General features: G+C 73.2%; 13 protein-coding genes. 7 read left to right on the top strand and 6 right to left on the bottom strand.

What is annotated here, in order from left to right:
- Positions 1 to 25: 25 nt before the first annotated feature.
- Together BLW82_RS18465 and BLW82_RS18460 are read right to left on the bottom strand one after the other, a co-directional pair.
- On the bottom strand, positions 26 to 1,825 hold the full coding sequence (locus BLW82_RS18465) for a phosphatidylglycerol lysyltransferase domain-containing protein (protein ID WP_093499890.1): 1,800 nt from the start codon (positions 1,823 to 1,825) through the stop codon (positions 26 to 28).
- 142 nt (positions 1,826 to 1,967) lie between these two features.
- Positions 1,968 to 2,249, bottom strand: a complete 282-nt coding sequence (locus BLW82_RS18460) for a hypothetical protein (protein ID WP_093499888.1) — start codon at positions 2,247 to 2,249, stop codon at positions 1,968 to 1,970.
- A 77-nt stretch (positions 2,250 to 2,326) separates the two neighbouring features.
- On the opposite strand from BLW82_RS18460, the gene BLW82_RS18455 reads away from it, so the two are divergent.
- A complete protein-coding gene (locus BLW82_RS18455; RefSeq protein ID WP_093499887.1) occupies positions 2,327 to 3,157 on the top strand; it encodes a M55 family metallopeptidase in 831 nt (276 codons plus the stop codon).
- Between the two features lie 11 nt (positions 3,158 to 3,168).
- Here the strand turns inward: BLW82_RS18455 and BLW82_RS18450 are convergent, their stop codons facing one another.
- On the bottom strand, positions 3,169 to 3,849 hold the full coding sequence (locus tag BLW82_RS18450; protein ID WP_093499885.1) for a hypothetical protein: 681 nt from the start codon (positions 3,847 to 3,849) through the stop codon (positions 3,169 to 3,171).
- A gap of 170 nt (positions 3,850 to 4,019) precedes the next feature.
- Entirely contained in the window at positions 4,020 to 4,568 is a 549-nt protein-coding gene (locus tag BLW82_RS18445) for a hypothetical protein (RefSeq protein WP_093499883.1), read from the bottom strand.
- 157 nt (positions 4,569 to 4,725) lie between these two features.
- Here BLW82_RS18445 and BLW82_RS18440 point away from each other — a divergent pair, with 157 nt between their 5' ends.
- Both BLW82_RS18440 and BLW82_RS18435 read left to right on the top strand, forming a co-directional pair.
- Positions 4,726 to 5,706, top strand: coding sequence for a cytochrome c oxidase assembly protein (locus BLW82_RS18440; protein WP_093499881.1), 981 nt, complete (start codon positions 4,726 to 4,728; stop codon positions 5,704 to 5,706).
- 221 nt (positions 5,707 to 5,927) lie between these two features.
- The gene (locus tag BLW82_RS18435) at positions 5,928 to 7,040 is read left to right on the top strand and encodes a Ppx/GppA family phosphatase (protein WP_093499879.1); all 1,113 of its coding nucleotides are present in this window, start codon (positions 5,928 to 5,930) and stop codon (positions 7,038 to 7,040) included.
- 670 nt (positions 7,041 to 7,710) lie between these two features.
- On the opposite strand, the gene eno is transcribed toward BLW82_RS18435, so the two are convergent.
- On the bottom strand, positions 7,711 to 8,994 hold the full coding sequence (gene eno, locus BLW82_RS18430) for a phosphopyruvate hydratase (RefSeq protein WP_093499877.1): 1,284 nt from the start codon (positions 8,992 to 8,994) through the stop codon (positions 7,711 to 7,713).
- A gap of 101 nt (positions 8,995 to 9,095) precedes the next feature.
- Here eno and BLW82_RS18425 point away from each other — a divergent pair, with 101 nt between their 5' ends.
- The 4 genes from BLW82_RS18425 to BLW82_RS18410 all read left to right on the top strand — a co-directional run bounded on the left by BLW82_RS18425 (position 9,096) and on the right by BLW82_RS18410 (position 12,484).
- A complete protein-coding gene (locus BLW82_RS18425) occupies positions 9,096 to 9,998 on the top strand; it encodes a winged helix-turn-helix transcriptional regulator (RefSeq protein ID WP_093499875.1) in 903 nt (300 codons plus the stop codon).
- Between the two features lie 13 nt (positions 9,999 to 10,011).
- Positions 10,012 to 10,701, top strand: a complete 690-nt coding sequence (locus BLW82_RS18420) for a M24 family metallopeptidase (protein ID WP_093499873.1) — start codon at positions 10,012 to 10,014, stop codon at positions 10,699 to 10,701.
- Positions 10,702 to 10,818: 117 nt separating this feature from the next.
- On the top strand, positions 10,819 to 11,607 hold the full coding sequence (locus BLW82_RS18415; RefSeq protein WP_093499871.1) for an SAM-dependent methyltransferase: 789 nt from the start codon (positions 10,819 to 10,821) through the stop codon (positions 11,605 to 11,607).
- Positions 11,608 to 11,824: 217 nt separating this feature from the next.
- Positions 11,825 to 12,484, top strand: coding sequence for an MSMEG_1061 family FMN-dependent PPOX-type flavoprotein (locus BLW82_RS18410; protein WP_093499869.1), 660 nt, complete (start codon positions 11,825 to 11,827; stop codon positions 12,482 to 12,484).
- Positions 12,485 to 12,521: 37 nt separating this feature from the next.
- On the opposite strand, the gene BLW82_RS18405 is transcribed toward BLW82_RS18410, so the two are convergent.
- Entirely contained in the window at positions 12,522 to 13,394 is an 873-nt protein-coding gene (locus BLW82_RS18405) for a S8 family peptidase (RefSeq protein ID WP_256215866.1), read from the bottom strand.
- Between the last annotated feature and the right edge of the window lie 665 nt (positions 13,395 to 14,059).

Raw genomic sequence — 14,059 nt, 5'->3', positions numbered from 1 at the left:
CGCGGCGGGGCCGGCCCGGACGGCGTCAGGTCCCCCAGGGCACCGTGAGGAAGCCCTCCGCGCGGGCGCTCGCCAGGCCGATCCGCGGGAGGTCGCTGGTCTTCGTGAAGAGGATGTAGCGGGGTTCCCACACCGGGCGGTACTTGGCGTTCGCGCGGTACAGGGACTCGATCTGCCACCAGCGGGAGAAGAAGGTCAGGGTGGCGTGCCACAGGCGCAGGACCGGGCCCGCGCCGAGGCGGGAGCCGCGTTCGAAGACCGAGCGGAACATGGCGAAGTTGAGGGAGACGCGGTCTACCTTCAACTCGGCCGCGCCGAGGAGGAGTTCGACGACCATGAACTCCATCAGGCCGTTCTCGGAGTTGCGGTCGCGGCGCATCAGGTCCAGGGAGAGGCCCTGTTCGCCCCAGGGGACGAAGCTGAGGAGGGCGCGCGGGGTGTCGTCCGCGTCCCGGCACTCCAGCATCACGCAGCGCCCGTCCGCCGGGTCGCCGAGGCGGCCGAGGGCCATGGAGAAGCCGCGCTCGGTGGCACCGTCGCGCCAGCTGTCGGCCCGTTCGATCAGGGTCGCCATCTCGTCGGCCGGAATGTCCTCGTGGCGGCGGATGCGGACCGTGTAGCCGGCGCGGCGGACCCGGTTGTGGGCCTGGCGGACCACGCGCATCGCACGGCCCTCCAGGGTGAAGTCGGCGATGTCGACGATGGCCTCGTCGCCGAGTTCGAGGGCGTCCAGGCCGTGCCGGGCGTAGACGGTGCCCGCCTCCTCGCTCGCGCCCATGACGGCCGGCGTCCAGGCGTGCTGCCGCGCCTCCGTCAGCCACGCGTCGATCGCGCCCGGCCAGGCCTCCGGGTCGCCGATCGGGTCGCCGGAGGCGAGGCTGACACCGCCGACGACGCGGTAGGTGACCGCCGACTTGCCGGTGGGGGAGAAGATCGCCATCTTGTCGCGGCGCAGCGCGAAGTAGCCGAGGGAGTCGCGGGCGCCGTGTTTGTCCAGCAGGCCGCGCAGCCGGGTCTCGTCCTCCGGGCTGAGCAGGCGGCGGCCGCGCGGGGAGCGGAAGCCGGCGTAGAGGACCAGGCAGAAGGCGGCGGCGAGGAGGATGTTGACGATGATGTCGGCCCAGCGGGGGGCGTGCACCGCGGTGACGTGGTCGGCGAGCGGGCCGACGCTGACGCCCCGCAGCAGGGTGTAGGCGATCTCGTCGGGGAGGGTGGAGCCCGGGAGCTTGTTCGTGGCATGGACGAGGAGCGTGCCCAGGCCGCCGGTCACCAGGACGCCGCCGGCGCCCACCGCCAGGGCCGTCTTCGGGTTCGACGGGTCGCCCACCGCGTTGAACTCCCGGCGGCTGACCAGCAGCGCGGCCACGAAGAGGCCGGTGACGGCCGCCGAGACCCAGTTGAAGGCGTGGGCGCGGTACTCGTGCTGGGTGAGGGCGAGGACGTAGAGGGCGAAGAGCGGGGCGGACAGGGTCAGGTTGACCACCCAGGCCGCGCGCTTGCGGCGGCGCATCACCAGCACGAAGAAGATGGCGAGGGCGGCCGAGACCAGGCCCGCCGTGGCCAGGTACGGGGTGAAGAACTGGCCGCTGTGGTGCGCGTGCTGCTGGTGGAGGTGCAGGGTGATGCGGCCGTTGTTGTGCTCGTCGACCTCCTGGCGGAAGGGGAGCGACATCACCGCCAGTATGTTCAGTACGGCGATCACACGCAGGTACCAGACGGTGAAGTCGGCGGCCCGCCTGCGCAGGGCGCCGCCCGAGGCGCCGGTGGGGGCGCGCAGGGCGGCGGAGACGCCGGACGGGATCAGGGTCGACAGCTGTGCGGGCATGGGGACCGGTCACCTTGGGGACGGGGAGCGGGTTGACAGAGGGTTGACGGAAGGGTTGACCCTACAGTCTGTAGGGTATCTGTGGGGGACGCGGGAGCGGTCCACCGTCGTACGGAATACGGTGTGAATGGGCGTCCTGCTCTTACGGACGTGCTGGAGCCTGCGCCCGTTCCCGTTCCGCCCGCCGCCGGGCCGCCAGCATCCACGCCAGGTTGCCGAGCGCCGCCCCGGCCGCCACCGCCGCCACGATCACCCCGCCGGTCGCCAGCCCGTCGCTGAACAGGTGCGGGCGCCGGTCGAGGGCCTGCAGGCCGAAGCCGGACAGCTCGTACACGCCCACGGCCGCGATCAGCAGGCTCGCCACCAGCACCGCCACCGTGGGGGCGAGGCTGCGCCGCGCCTCCTGTGTGTCCGCGCCCTGCATGAGTACCCCCGTGAGCTGACGAGCCGCCGTGGCCGATGGGGAACCTACAATACGTAGGGTCCGGATAGTGTCAGGACGTGCGGATCTACATCAGCGTGGACATGGAAGGCATCACCGGGCTCGTCGACCGGGACGACGTGCAGCCGGGCGGCCGGGACTACGAGCGCGGCCGGTCGATGATGGCCGAGGACGTGAACGCGGCGGTACGCGGGGCGGTGGCCGCCGGCGCGACCGAGGTGCTGGTCAACGACGCCCACGGGCCGATGCGCAACCTGCTCCCCGAACACCTGCACCCCGCGGCCCGCCTGGTGCGCGGCAAGCCGAAGAAGATGCTGATGCTGGAGGGGCTCACGGCGGGGCACGACGCGGCGATATGTGTCGGTTACCACTCCCGGGCCGGTGCCCTCGGTGTGCTGAGTCACAGCTTCATGGGCCACGAGATCGAGGACATCTGGCTGGACGGGAGACCCGCCGGGGAGATCGGGCTCGCGCACGCCACCGCCGCGGCCCTCGGCGTTCCGGTCGTGGCCCTCACGGGTGACGACGCGGCGTGCGCCGAGATGACGGCCTGGGAGGAATCGGTGGTCGCCGTGCCCGTGAAGTACGCCCGGGACCGGTTCGCCGCGGAGCTGCGCCCGGCGGAGGAGGCCCGCCGGGCGATCGAGGAGGGGGTGCTCGCGGCCCTGACGCCCGTGCCGAAGCGGCCCGCCGCGCCCGAGGGCGAGTCCCTCCTCGCCGTGCGCTGGCAGTCCGCCTCCGTCCCCGCCGTCCTCCTCGGCATCCCCGGGGTGACGGCCCTGGACAGCCGTACCGTGCAGGCCCGCGGTCCGCTGCCCGCCCTCTACCGGCAGTTCGGCGTCTGGATGCGGGTCGCCTCCTCGCTCACCAACCAGCCGCCGTACTGCTGACCGGGCGGAGTTCAGCCGCCGGCCGCGCGGTCCAGGGCGCGCTCGGCGGCCTGCTCGTCCTGTCCCAGCAGCGCCTTTTCCAGGCTGTGGTCGTCGTGCCGGGAGAAGCGCTCGCCCGCGGCGACGTCCTCCTTGCTCAGTACGCGCCCGCACCACTCGCCCTGGTCTCCGGTGTGGTCGTCGAAGGGCACGGCCGCGCCCTCGCCGAGGACCACCCAGTTGCCCTGGTGCCGGCGCAGGGCGAGCAGGTAGGTGTGGCCGGTCTGGAAGCGGGGCGCGTCGGTGGCCATCTCGGCGACACGGGTGCCGGAGGACCGGTAGACCTTCCAGCCGGGGGCGACCAGGTCGAAGGTGGCGCCGAGGGCGTGCCGGGGCGACGCCCGCGACCACACCGTGCGCTCGGTCCGGAAGGTCACCAGCCGGTCCGTCGAGTACGCCACGGCCCCCTCGGTGTACGTCCGCCGGTTCGTCTCCCGTTCCCCGGTCGGGCCGCCGACCACGACGTGGTCGGCGTACGACACCCAGTCCTTCGCGGTCTGCGACGGATACAAGTCCCCCGAGCCCCCGCACCCCGTCACCGTCTCCAGCCCCGGCCGGCCGATCAGCACCCCCGCGGTGATCCCGACGGCGGCCAGCAGCGCGGCCAGCGGCCGTGCCGACCCGCGCCGAGGCGTGGCGAATCGTTCCCTCATGTCGGTGCATCCCCCCGTGTCCCCGTCTCCTCCGGGCGGCGGCGGAGGTGGCCGGGCTCCGCGGGCCGCGTTGATCACCCTAGGCGCGGGCCAACGCGGATGATCAAGGATCACCGTGACCCGGCACAGAACTGTGACGTGGGTCCGTGGGGGTGGCGGTGACGGGCGGCTCAGCAGGCCTCGCGGGTCGCGGCGAACTCCAGCCGGGCGTGGTCGGCCGCGGCCACGGCGTCGCCGTAGACCGATCTGCTGACCCGGTACCAGACGCCGTCGCGGCGCCGGTCGCCGTTCACGTCGTCCAGCTCCACGCACCACTTCTCGGTGCGCACGGTCTTCCGGTAGGTCTCGGTGCCGCTGCGGACCCTGGTGCAGGACCGGTACCGCTCGGTCGTGTACCAGGTCCGGGTCTTCCGCCGGCTGCCGGTGCCGCTGCTGGAGGTGTGCCGCTCCCGGCGTGTGGCGGTGGAGCACTTCTTGACCAGGCGGGGGCGGGTGGCCCGGGTGGTCTTCGCGGTGACGTGCCGGACGGTGTCCTTCAGCCCGTGGACGGTGTCCTCCCGGGCGGACGCGGCGCCGGCAGTCGCGGAGACGGAACCGGAAACGTTCCCGGCGGCGCTCCCGTTCCCCTCACCGTTCCCACTCCCGCCCCCGGAGCACGCGCCGAGCGTGCCGATCAGAATCGCTATGGCTCCGCCCACCATGAGCCGCTTTCCGAACATGAATCCCCCACCTCCGAGAACCGTGCCGATCACCACCCGGTGACCGCGCCGATTCTGCACGAGCCCCGGTGCGGCGGCGGGGCGGGACGGGTATAGCGTCGCGCAGTGGACTGACCTGACCCGTTTCGTCCCCGACCGAACAAGGAGGGTGAGCCGGATGGCCGAGCTGACCGTGGGCCGGCTGCTGACGTCGTGGCAGCTGGACGTGCCGGCGCTGCTGCTGGTCGTGGCCCTGGGCGGCCTGTACGCCTGGGGCGTGCGGCGCGTGCGGGCCGGGGGCGGGTCCTGGTCGCCGGGCCGGTCGGCCGCCTTCGCGGTGCTGGGCCTGGGCGCCCTGGTCGTCGCGACGATGTCGGGCCTGGCCGTCTACGACCACGTGCTGTTCTGGCCCGCGGCCGTGCAGAACATCCTGCTCGACCTCCTGGCCCCGCTCGGCCTGGCCCTCGGCGACCCGCTGCGGCTGGCGACGGAGGCGCTGCCGGAGGGCGCGGCGGCGCGGGTCCGCCGTGCGATGACCGGGCGCGTGGTCCGCCTCCTGACCTTCCCCCTGGTCAGCACGGCCCTCGTCCTCGCCACCGAGCTGACGGTCTACTTCACCCCGTACTTCGCCACCGCGCTGCGGGTGGGCTGGCTGCACGAGCTGATGTACCTGCACCTGCTGGTCGCGGGCTGCCTCTTCGTCGTACCGGTGCTGACCCGCGAGGAGACCCTGCCGGCCTGGTGCACGCATCCGGTGCGGGCGGCCCTCGTCTTCCTGGACGGCGTGATCGACGCGGTTCCCGGGGTCGTCGTGATGACGCACGGCACGCTGATCGCCGGCGCGTGGTACCTGCACCACCACCCGTCCTGGGCTCCCGACGTCCGGCACGACCAGCAGATCGGCGGCGGCGCGATGCTGAGCATCGCCGAGCTGGTCGCCCTGCCGTTCCTGCTGGCGCTCCTGTTCCAGTGGGCGCGGGCGGAACGCGTCCAGACGGCGGCCCTCGACCGCCACCTGGACGAGCAGCTCGCCGTGGTTCCGGCGACGGCCGGCCCTGCCCCCGCCTCCGCCCCCGCCGCCGACCGGGTCCGGCCCTGGTGGGAGACGGAGGACAACGAGGTGGCCGCGAGGCTCCGGCGGCAGCACGGCGAGAAGTGACCAGCGCCGGCCGGTGCGGAAGGCGCCCGGCGCGCGGCCGGCCCCGCGGGTGAAGAACTTGTCGAAGTCGGCGGGTTCGGGCACGCCGAGCCGGTCGGGCACGGCGTGCCCGCCAGGTGCCGCGGGAGGCCGCCGCGCTGTGCACACGCCCGGGTATTCCTTTGCGTACACGTCCGTGTACGCACCGCATTTCCCCCGCCGCACTGGGTACGTGCAAGGCCATGAGAGTTGGCCTGGTGGACGCGGGGTCGAACACGGTGCGGCTGGTGGTGGCCGACGCGACGGGTGGGGTGCCGCTGCCGGTGCACACCGCCAAGTGGAAGCTCCGCCTGTCCGAACAGGTCGGCGCCGACGGGCACTTCGGGGAAGAGGCCACCGGGCAGCTGGTCGAGGCGCTCCACAAGGCCGTCGAGGTCGCCCGCCGGTGGGGCGCCCCGGCACCCCTGGCGTTCGCCACCGCCGTGGTACGCAACGCGCCCGACCGCGCGGCCGTTCTGCGGGCCGTGGCCCAGCACACCGGGGTACGGCTGTGCGTGCTGCCCGGCGAGGTGGAGGCGGAGCTCACCTTTCTCGGCGTCCGGCGCTGGATGGGCTGGCGGGCCGGGCCGCTGGCCGTGTTCGACATCGGGGGCGGCTCCTTCGAAGTGGCCTTCGGGCGGGGCCGGATGCCGGAGTTCGCGGTCGCCCTGCCGCTCGGGGCGGGGCGGCTGACCGACGAGTTCCTCGGCCACGACGGGCCGCCGACGGCGGACGAACTGCGCGCGCTGCGCCGCCGGGCCCGCCATCAGCTGCGCGACGCCACCGCCCGTATCCGCTGGGAGCACCCGCACACCGTCGTCGCCACCTCCCGCACCTTCCAGCAGCTGGCCCGGCTGTGCGGCGCGGCCCCGGGCCGGAACGGCCCGTTCGCCGAGCGGATCCTGCGCCGGGGCGACCTGCGCCTCGCGATCGACCGGCTGGCCGCCCTGCCGGCGGCCGAGCGCGCCGGCCTGCCCGGCATCTCCGAACCCCGGGCCCGGCAGAGCCTCGCGGGAGCGGTCGTCGGACACACCGCGATGAAACTGAGCGGCGTGCGGACCCTCGCGATCTGCCCCTGGGCCCTGCGCGAGGGCATCCTCCTGCGCCACCTGGAGGACGGCGCCGACTGGTGGGCCGCCATCGAGGCGACCCACGACACGAACGGTTGCGGCGCGGGTCCGGACGGGCAGTGGGGCGGCGCGAGCCTGGACGGAGGGGAAAACGACCGGTACGGGATCGGAGACGGGGACGCCCGGGCCGCCACGACGGTCAGCCTGCTGCCACTCCGGAGCACGCCACCCACTCCCACGGCCTGACACCGGCCCCTGGCTCCGGCGCCCCGCCCGCGACCGCGTGCCCTGACGGCCTGCTCCGACGGCCTGGCCTCGGCTGTGTGTCCTGGCGGCCTGGCCTCGGCTGTGTGTCCTGGTGGCCTGCCGTCGGCTGTGTGTCCTGGCGGCCTGGCCTCGGCTGTGTGTCCTGGTGGCCTGCCGTCGGCTGTGTGTCCTGGCGGCCTGGCCTCGGCTGTGTGTCCTGGTGGCCTGCCGTCGGCTGTGTGCCCTGGCGGCCTGGCCTCGGCTGTGTGCTCTGGCGGCTTGCCCTCCGCTGTGTGCTCTGGCGGCTTACCCTCGACCGCGTGCCCTCGGCTGCGTGCCCTGGCAGCCTGCGCCGACGGCCTGGCCTCGGCTGCGTGTCCTGGTGGCTTGCCCTCGGCTGCGTGTCCTGGCGGCCTGCTCCTGGTCGCGCCTGGCCTCGGCGGCCTGCTCCCGGCTGCTTCGGGTGTCTGCTTCGGGTCGTCCGGCTTCGGCTGTCCGCCTCGGGTCGTCTGATCTCGACGGCCTGGTCGCGGCGGCCTTGGCTGCGTGCCTCGGTTCTCGGGTCTCGTCCGGCCTCGGCTGCGTGCTTCTGACCCGTCGGGCGGCGGGGGGATGCGTGCCCCGCCGGTTCGGATCCCCTGCCCGGCCGCGCCGTCCCGCGGTTCCCCCTTCAGCGGCGCAGCCCCAGTGACTCGGTGCCCGCGTAGCGGGCCTGGGGGCCCAGTTCCTGTTCGATGCGGACGAGTTGGTTGTACTTGGCGGTGCGGTCGGCGCGGGACAGCGAGCCGGTCTTGATCTGGCCGCAGCCGGTGGCGACGGCGAGGTCGGCGATGGTGGTGTCCTCGGTCTCGCCGGAGCGGTGGGACATGACGACCGTGTAGCCGGCGCGGTGGGCGGTGGCGACGGTGGCCAGCGTCTCGGTGAGGGTGCCGATCTGGTTGACCTTCACCAGGACCGAGTTGGCGATGCCGTCGCGGATGCCGGCCCGCAGCAGGGTCTCGTTGGTGCAGAAGACGTCGTCGCCGGTGAGCTGGCAGCGGTCGCCGAGCCGTGCGGTCAGGTCGCGCCAGCCCTCGTGGTCGTCCTCGGCCATCGGGTCCTCGATCGAGGCGACCGGGTAGCGGTCGACCAGCGCGGCCAGGTACGCGGCGTGTTCGGCGGGGGAGCGGCGCACGCCCTCGCCCGTGTAGTCGTACACCCCGTCCCGGAAGAACTCCGAGCTGGCCGGGTCCATGACGAGGGTGATGTCGGTGCCCGGCTTGTAGCCCGTCTGCTCGATGGCGCGGACCACGAAGTCCAGGGCCTCCTCGGCGGTGCGCAGGTCGGGGGCGAAGCCGCCCTCGTCGCCGACGTTGACGCTGTGGCCGGCGGCGAGCAGGTGGGAGCGCAGGGTGTGGAAGACCTCCGAGCCCATCCGGACGGCCTCGGCGAAGGTGGCCGCACCGATCGGCGCGATCATGAACTCCTGGAAGTCGAGCGGGTTGTCGGCATGCGCGCCGCCGTTGACGATGTTCATCATCGGGACCGGCAGGAGCCGGGCGTCGACCCCGCCGACGTAGCGGTACAGCGGGAGCCGGTGGGCGGCGGCCGCGGCCTTGGCGGTGGCCAGGGAGACGCCGAGCAGGGCGTTGGCGCCGAGGCGGGACTTGGTGTCGGTGCCGTCCAGCTCGGTCATCGTGCGGTCCACGGCCGCCTGGTCCTCGGCGTCGAGTCCGACCACGGCGTCCGCGACGGTCTCGTTGACGGCGTCGACCGCGCGCAGCACCCCCTTGCCGTGGAAGCGGGACGGGTCGCCGTCCCTGAGCTCCACGGCCTCCCGGGCGCCGGTGGAGGCTCCCGACGGGACCGCGGCGCGGCCGAGCGAGCCGTCCCTGAGCTCAACGTCCACCTCGACGGTGGGGTTGCCCCGGCTGTCGATGATCTCCCGGGCGACGACGCGGCTGATGGCGGTCACGGTGCAACTCCTCACGCCTGGCCCGCGGTTCTGCGCACCGGCGGGCGGTAAGTTCCGTCCAGAAACAAAGTGAGTCCCGAAAGGGAACTTACTATGGGCGCATGAGGATGCACAACGCCGACGAGACGTGTGGCGTCGCCCAGGCCGCGCTGGTGCTGGGCGACTGGTGGAACGTGCTGGTGCTGCGGGAGGTCGCCCGCGGGCAGGTCAGGTTCGACGCCCTGGCCGCCGAGATCGGCCTGTCCCGGAAGGTGCTCACCGAGCGGCTCGGCGGGCTGGTCGCCCAGGGCGTCCTGCGGCGCGCCCTGTACCAGCGGCGCCCGGTGCGCTACGAGTACCTGCTCACCGACGCCGGTACGGCACTGCTCCCGGTGCTCGTCGCCATGCAGGACTGGGGCGACCGGTGGGCCCTCGGCGACGGCACGCTCACCGCGACGGCGGAGGCCGGCGGTGCCGAACACGCCCGCGTCCACGCCCTGCCGGGCACCCGCCTGCCGGAGGGCCTGGACCTTCCGGGAACGGCGGGAGCCGGTCCCGGCACCGAGGGGGCGGATGTTCCCCTGATCCCGCCGGACGCCTCCGCCACCGTGCTGTTCGCCTACCCCGGCACCGGCGTCGAATGGGGCCCGATCCCCGGAGCCGCCGGCTGCACCCTGGAGAACCGGCTCTTCCGCGACGCCTGGCCGGACTTCCACCGCGCGGGCGTGGCCGTACGCGGCACGAGCACCCAACTGCCTCACGAACAACTGGAGTTCGCACGCGCCGAGCAGCTCCCGTACCCGCTCGTCTCGGACGCCGCCCACCAGCTGGCCGCGGCCCTGCGGCTGCCGGTCTTCCGGGGCGCCGGCCGGCTGCGGCACAAGCGCCTGATCCTGGTCGTCGACGCCGAACGGACCGTACGGCACACGCTCTTCCCGGTCACCGACATCCCGCACGCCGTGGCGGAGAGCCTGCGGCTGGCCGCGGCCCTGCGGACCCCCGTTGCCCGGGACGACCGGAGCTGATTGGGTTCGGCCCATGGCGGATGACGAACCCAGGCGCGCGGCGCGCCTGCTCGAAGCCCAGGGCAAGGCCGTCCGGCTGTTCGCGGAGATCGAGGAGCGTGGGCTCGTCGCGCCCGGCGAGGGGGAGCGGGCGGTCAGCGACCGGATCCGGGACCTGGCGAACGAGATGTTCGGCACGACCCGGCACTGGCACAAGCGGATCGTGCGGTCCGGGCCGAACACCGTGCTGCCGTACCGGGAGAACCCGCCGGACCGGGTGATCGCCGCGGACGACATCGTCTTCGCCGACTTCGGGCCGATCTTCGAGGAGTACGAGGCCGACTTCGGCCGTACCTTCGTCCTCGGCGACGACCCGGTCAAGCACCGGCTCCGCGCCGACCTCCCCAGGGTGTTCGCGGCAGGACGGCGGTTCTTCGAGGCCGACCCGGAGATCACCGGCGCACGGCTCCACGCCGAGGTCGCCCGCCTCGCGGCGGAGGCCGGCTGGGAGCTGGGCGGCTGGCACGCGGGCCACCTGGTCGGCGAGTTCCCGCACGAGACGATCGACGGCGCCGACGTCGAGTCGTACATCACGCCCGGCAACGACACCCCGCTGCGCCGCACCGACAAGGCGGGCCGCACCTGCCACTGGATCCTGGAGATCCATCTCCTCACTCCGGAAGGCCGGTTCGGCGGCTTCCACGAGGAACTGCTCGACCTCTGACCGGCTCAGCCGCCGTTCTCCGGCCAAGTCCCCCCATGCGCAGGGCAGATGGGCCACGCGAGTACGATCACCACGACCTCGGTCCCACACCGTCTCCCCCGGCGCGATGGAGTTGCCATGACGACCAACCCACAGCCGTCCCCGCCGATAGACACCAGCAGGGCACACCCCGCGCGGGTCTACGACTGGCTGCTCGGCGGCAAGGACAACTACCCGGTCGACGAGGCGGTCGGCGAGAAGCTGCCGCCCGAGGCGAAGGACGCCGCCCGGCAGAACCGCCAGTTCATGCACCGGGCCGCCGCGTGGCTCGCCCGGCAGGGCGTCGACCAGTTCCTGGACATCGGCACCGGCATCCCCACCGAGCCGAACCTCCACCAGATAGTCCAGAACGTCGTGCCGTCGGCCAAGGTCGTCTACACCGACAACGACCCGATCGTGCTCCGGCACGCCGAGGCGCTGCTGATCAGCCGCCCCGAGGGAGCGACCGACTACATCCAGGCCGACGTGCGCGACCCGCGGGCGATCGTCCGGCACGCCCGGCACGTCCTGGACTTCGACCGCCCCGTCGCGCTCTCCCTCATCGCCCTGATGCACTTCATCAGCGACGAGCAGGACGCCCACGGGATCGTCCGCGCCCTGGTCGAGACCCTGCCGTCGGGCAGCTACCTGATCCTCTCGCACGCCGCGTCCGACCTGTACCCGGAACTCGTCGAGCAGGTCGTCGCCGAGTACGCCAGGGGCGGCATCCGGCTCGCCTTCCGCACCCGCCCCGAGGTGGAGCGCTTCTTCGACGGCCTGGACCTGGTCCGCCCCGGCCTGGTCACCGCGACGGAGTGGTTCGCCGACACCCCGGCCCCGGAACCGGAGGGCAGCGGCATCTACGCGGGGGTGGCCCGCATCCGCTGAACCGGCGTGCGGGGAACGGTTCTTCGGTTCACCCCGGCCGCGGCGGGTGGCGTGGCCGGGGTGTGTACCGCCGGGACCTGGCCGGGACCCTCCCCTACCGCCCGGCGTGGCGGGTCATGGGGGCTCCACCGTCGTCGTCGGCAGCCGAGGGCCGAGCCGCGGCACGACGTCATCGAGCGCGGGTCCGTCTCCAGGGCCGGCGTTTAGGGTCGGCAACATGACGACACCTCTCACCGGCAGTGCCTTCGACTCGCTCCGCCTCGACGCCGTGCCCGACCAGGAGGCGTTGCGCCGGGTCTACGCACAGCCCGGCGACGCGGCCGTGCGCAAGCAGATGACCGAACTCACCGAACAGACCCGGCGGTTGATCGGCTGCTCGTCGCTGGTCCTGGTCGCGAGTGCGGACCCGGAGGGCAACTGCGACGTCTCCCCGCGCGGCGGCCCCGCCGGGTTCGTCGCCGTCCTGGACGCGCGGACGGTGGCGATACCGGACGCGACCGGCAACAAGCGCCTGGACACCCTGCGGAACGTCGTCGCCACCGGACGGGCCGGGCTGCTGTTCGTCGTCCCGGGGCGCACCACGACGCTCCGGGTGAACGGCCGGGCCTGCGTCTCCACCCGTCCGGAGCTGCTGTCGCAGCTGACCGCGGTGGGCAAGCCGCCGGCCAGTGCGCTGGTGGTGGGGATCGAGGAGGTCTACCCGCACTGCCCCAAGCCGCTGCTGCGCAGCGGGGCGTGGAAGCCGGAGCAGTGGCTGCCGGCGGACGCCCAGCCGACGTCGGCCGAGGTGACGCTGGCCCAGTTGCGGATGCCGGAGCTGACGATCGCCGACATCGAGCAGGCGGAGGCGGACTCGCTGAAGTACCGGTACGAGTGACGGACGGCCCCGTGCCCCGGCGCGGTGCCGGGGCAGGTCACAGGCCGCCGGTGTTGAGCAGCCGGTTGGGGGTGTCGGATCGGATGCCGTGCAGGGCACCGCGGGTGGCCGTGTGGTCGAGCCAGACGTGGACCTGGTCGGCCGTGGCGTGGGGGTGCGCCGAAAGGTACAGGGCGATCACGCCGGTTGCGTGCGGCGCGGCCCAGGAGGTGGCGCCGTCGTTCTCCGTGGTCGTACCGCCGCCGGCGAGGGCGGCGGTCACCTTCTGGCCGGGGGCGTACAGGTCCACGCACCGCCCGTACCCCGACCCGTAGGAGCCGCCGTCGCTCCATGCGCGGTCTTTCGGGGTGGAGGCCGCGACGACGATCGTGCCGGGGACACCGGCCGGGGAGTGCTTGCAGGCGTCGTCATGGAAGTTGCCGGCCGACACCACCGTCGGGATCCCCGCGTCGACCATCTTCTTCACGGCGGTCTCCAGGGCGGCCGACCGGTGGTCGAGGTTGAGCGACATGTTCACCACCGCGGGCTTCTGCGCGTGCGCGGTGACCCACTTGACCGACTTCACCAGCGCCGCCTCGGCCGCTGCCGGGGAGCCGCCGCCCTCGCTCTCGCACAGGATGCCCTGCACCCGGACGAGCTCCGCCTTGGGCGCCACCCCGTACTTCGCCCCGCCGATGATTCCCGCGACGAACGTGCCGTGGCCGACACCCGCCTCGCTGAAGCAGTCTCCGGAGTCCTTCGGGCCCACGAAGTCGGCGCCGAGGCGGGCGCGTCCGCCGAACTCCCTGTGGCCGATGTCCATCCCGGTGTCGATCACGTAGACGTGAACGCCCTTGCCCGTGGCGGTGGTGGTGAACGTCCCGTTCAGGGGCCGCGACCGCTGGTCCAGAATGTCCAGGTTCCATGGCACGTGCCGGGTTGTGGACGACGCCGCGGTCCGCGCGGTCCGCGCGGCCCCGGACAACGTCCCCACCGTGCCGGGGCGCAGCGGAGCCGAGCCGGACGATGCCCTGTCTCCAGAAGGCGCCACGGACTCCCTCGTCCCGTGCGCCGGGAGCGATCCGCCGCCGCTCCGGGCGGCCGCGCCGGCCTCCCCACCGCAGGCCGAGGCTCCGAGCGCTGCCGCCACGGCCACCACCACGAGACCGGCCTTCGTCACGTTCCGCCCCATTATGTCCCCCAAAGTCCCTGCTTCGTGCACAGTCAGCGCACAAGACGGCCACAGGGTGCGGGCGGTTCCGGCGGGCCGGGACCCGTCTTGGCGAGCGGGGGGCTACCGCGAGGCGGGGGGGCATTCCTCTTCGCCTCGACCTTGCTGAACCGCCGGCTGAGCAGCCATGACCCCCATGACCCCCACGACCTCGATGTGCCCTGGCCGCCTGACGGCCCCTCCCCGGCACCAAAAAGGGCGAGGCCCGAAGACCTCGCCCGAAACCACCGAAACCCCAGATCAGGGCCACACCAGGCAGTACGGCTGATGCCCCGCCTCATGCAGCCGATGGCTGAAGTCCTGCCACTCGTGCAGCGATTGGGGGCGGGAGGGAGCTGACCTGGGGTTTCGCAAGGAAATGCGCG

The sequence above is a fragment of the Streptomyces sp. Ag109_O5-10 genome (assembly GCF_900105755.1).
In the GTDB taxonomy this organism is placed as follows: Bacteria; Actinomycetota; Actinomycetes; order Streptomycetales; family Streptomycetaceae; genus Streptomyces.
Note: the sequence above shows the minus strand (reverse complement) of the source record. Positions and strands in the feature narration are given on the sequence as shown.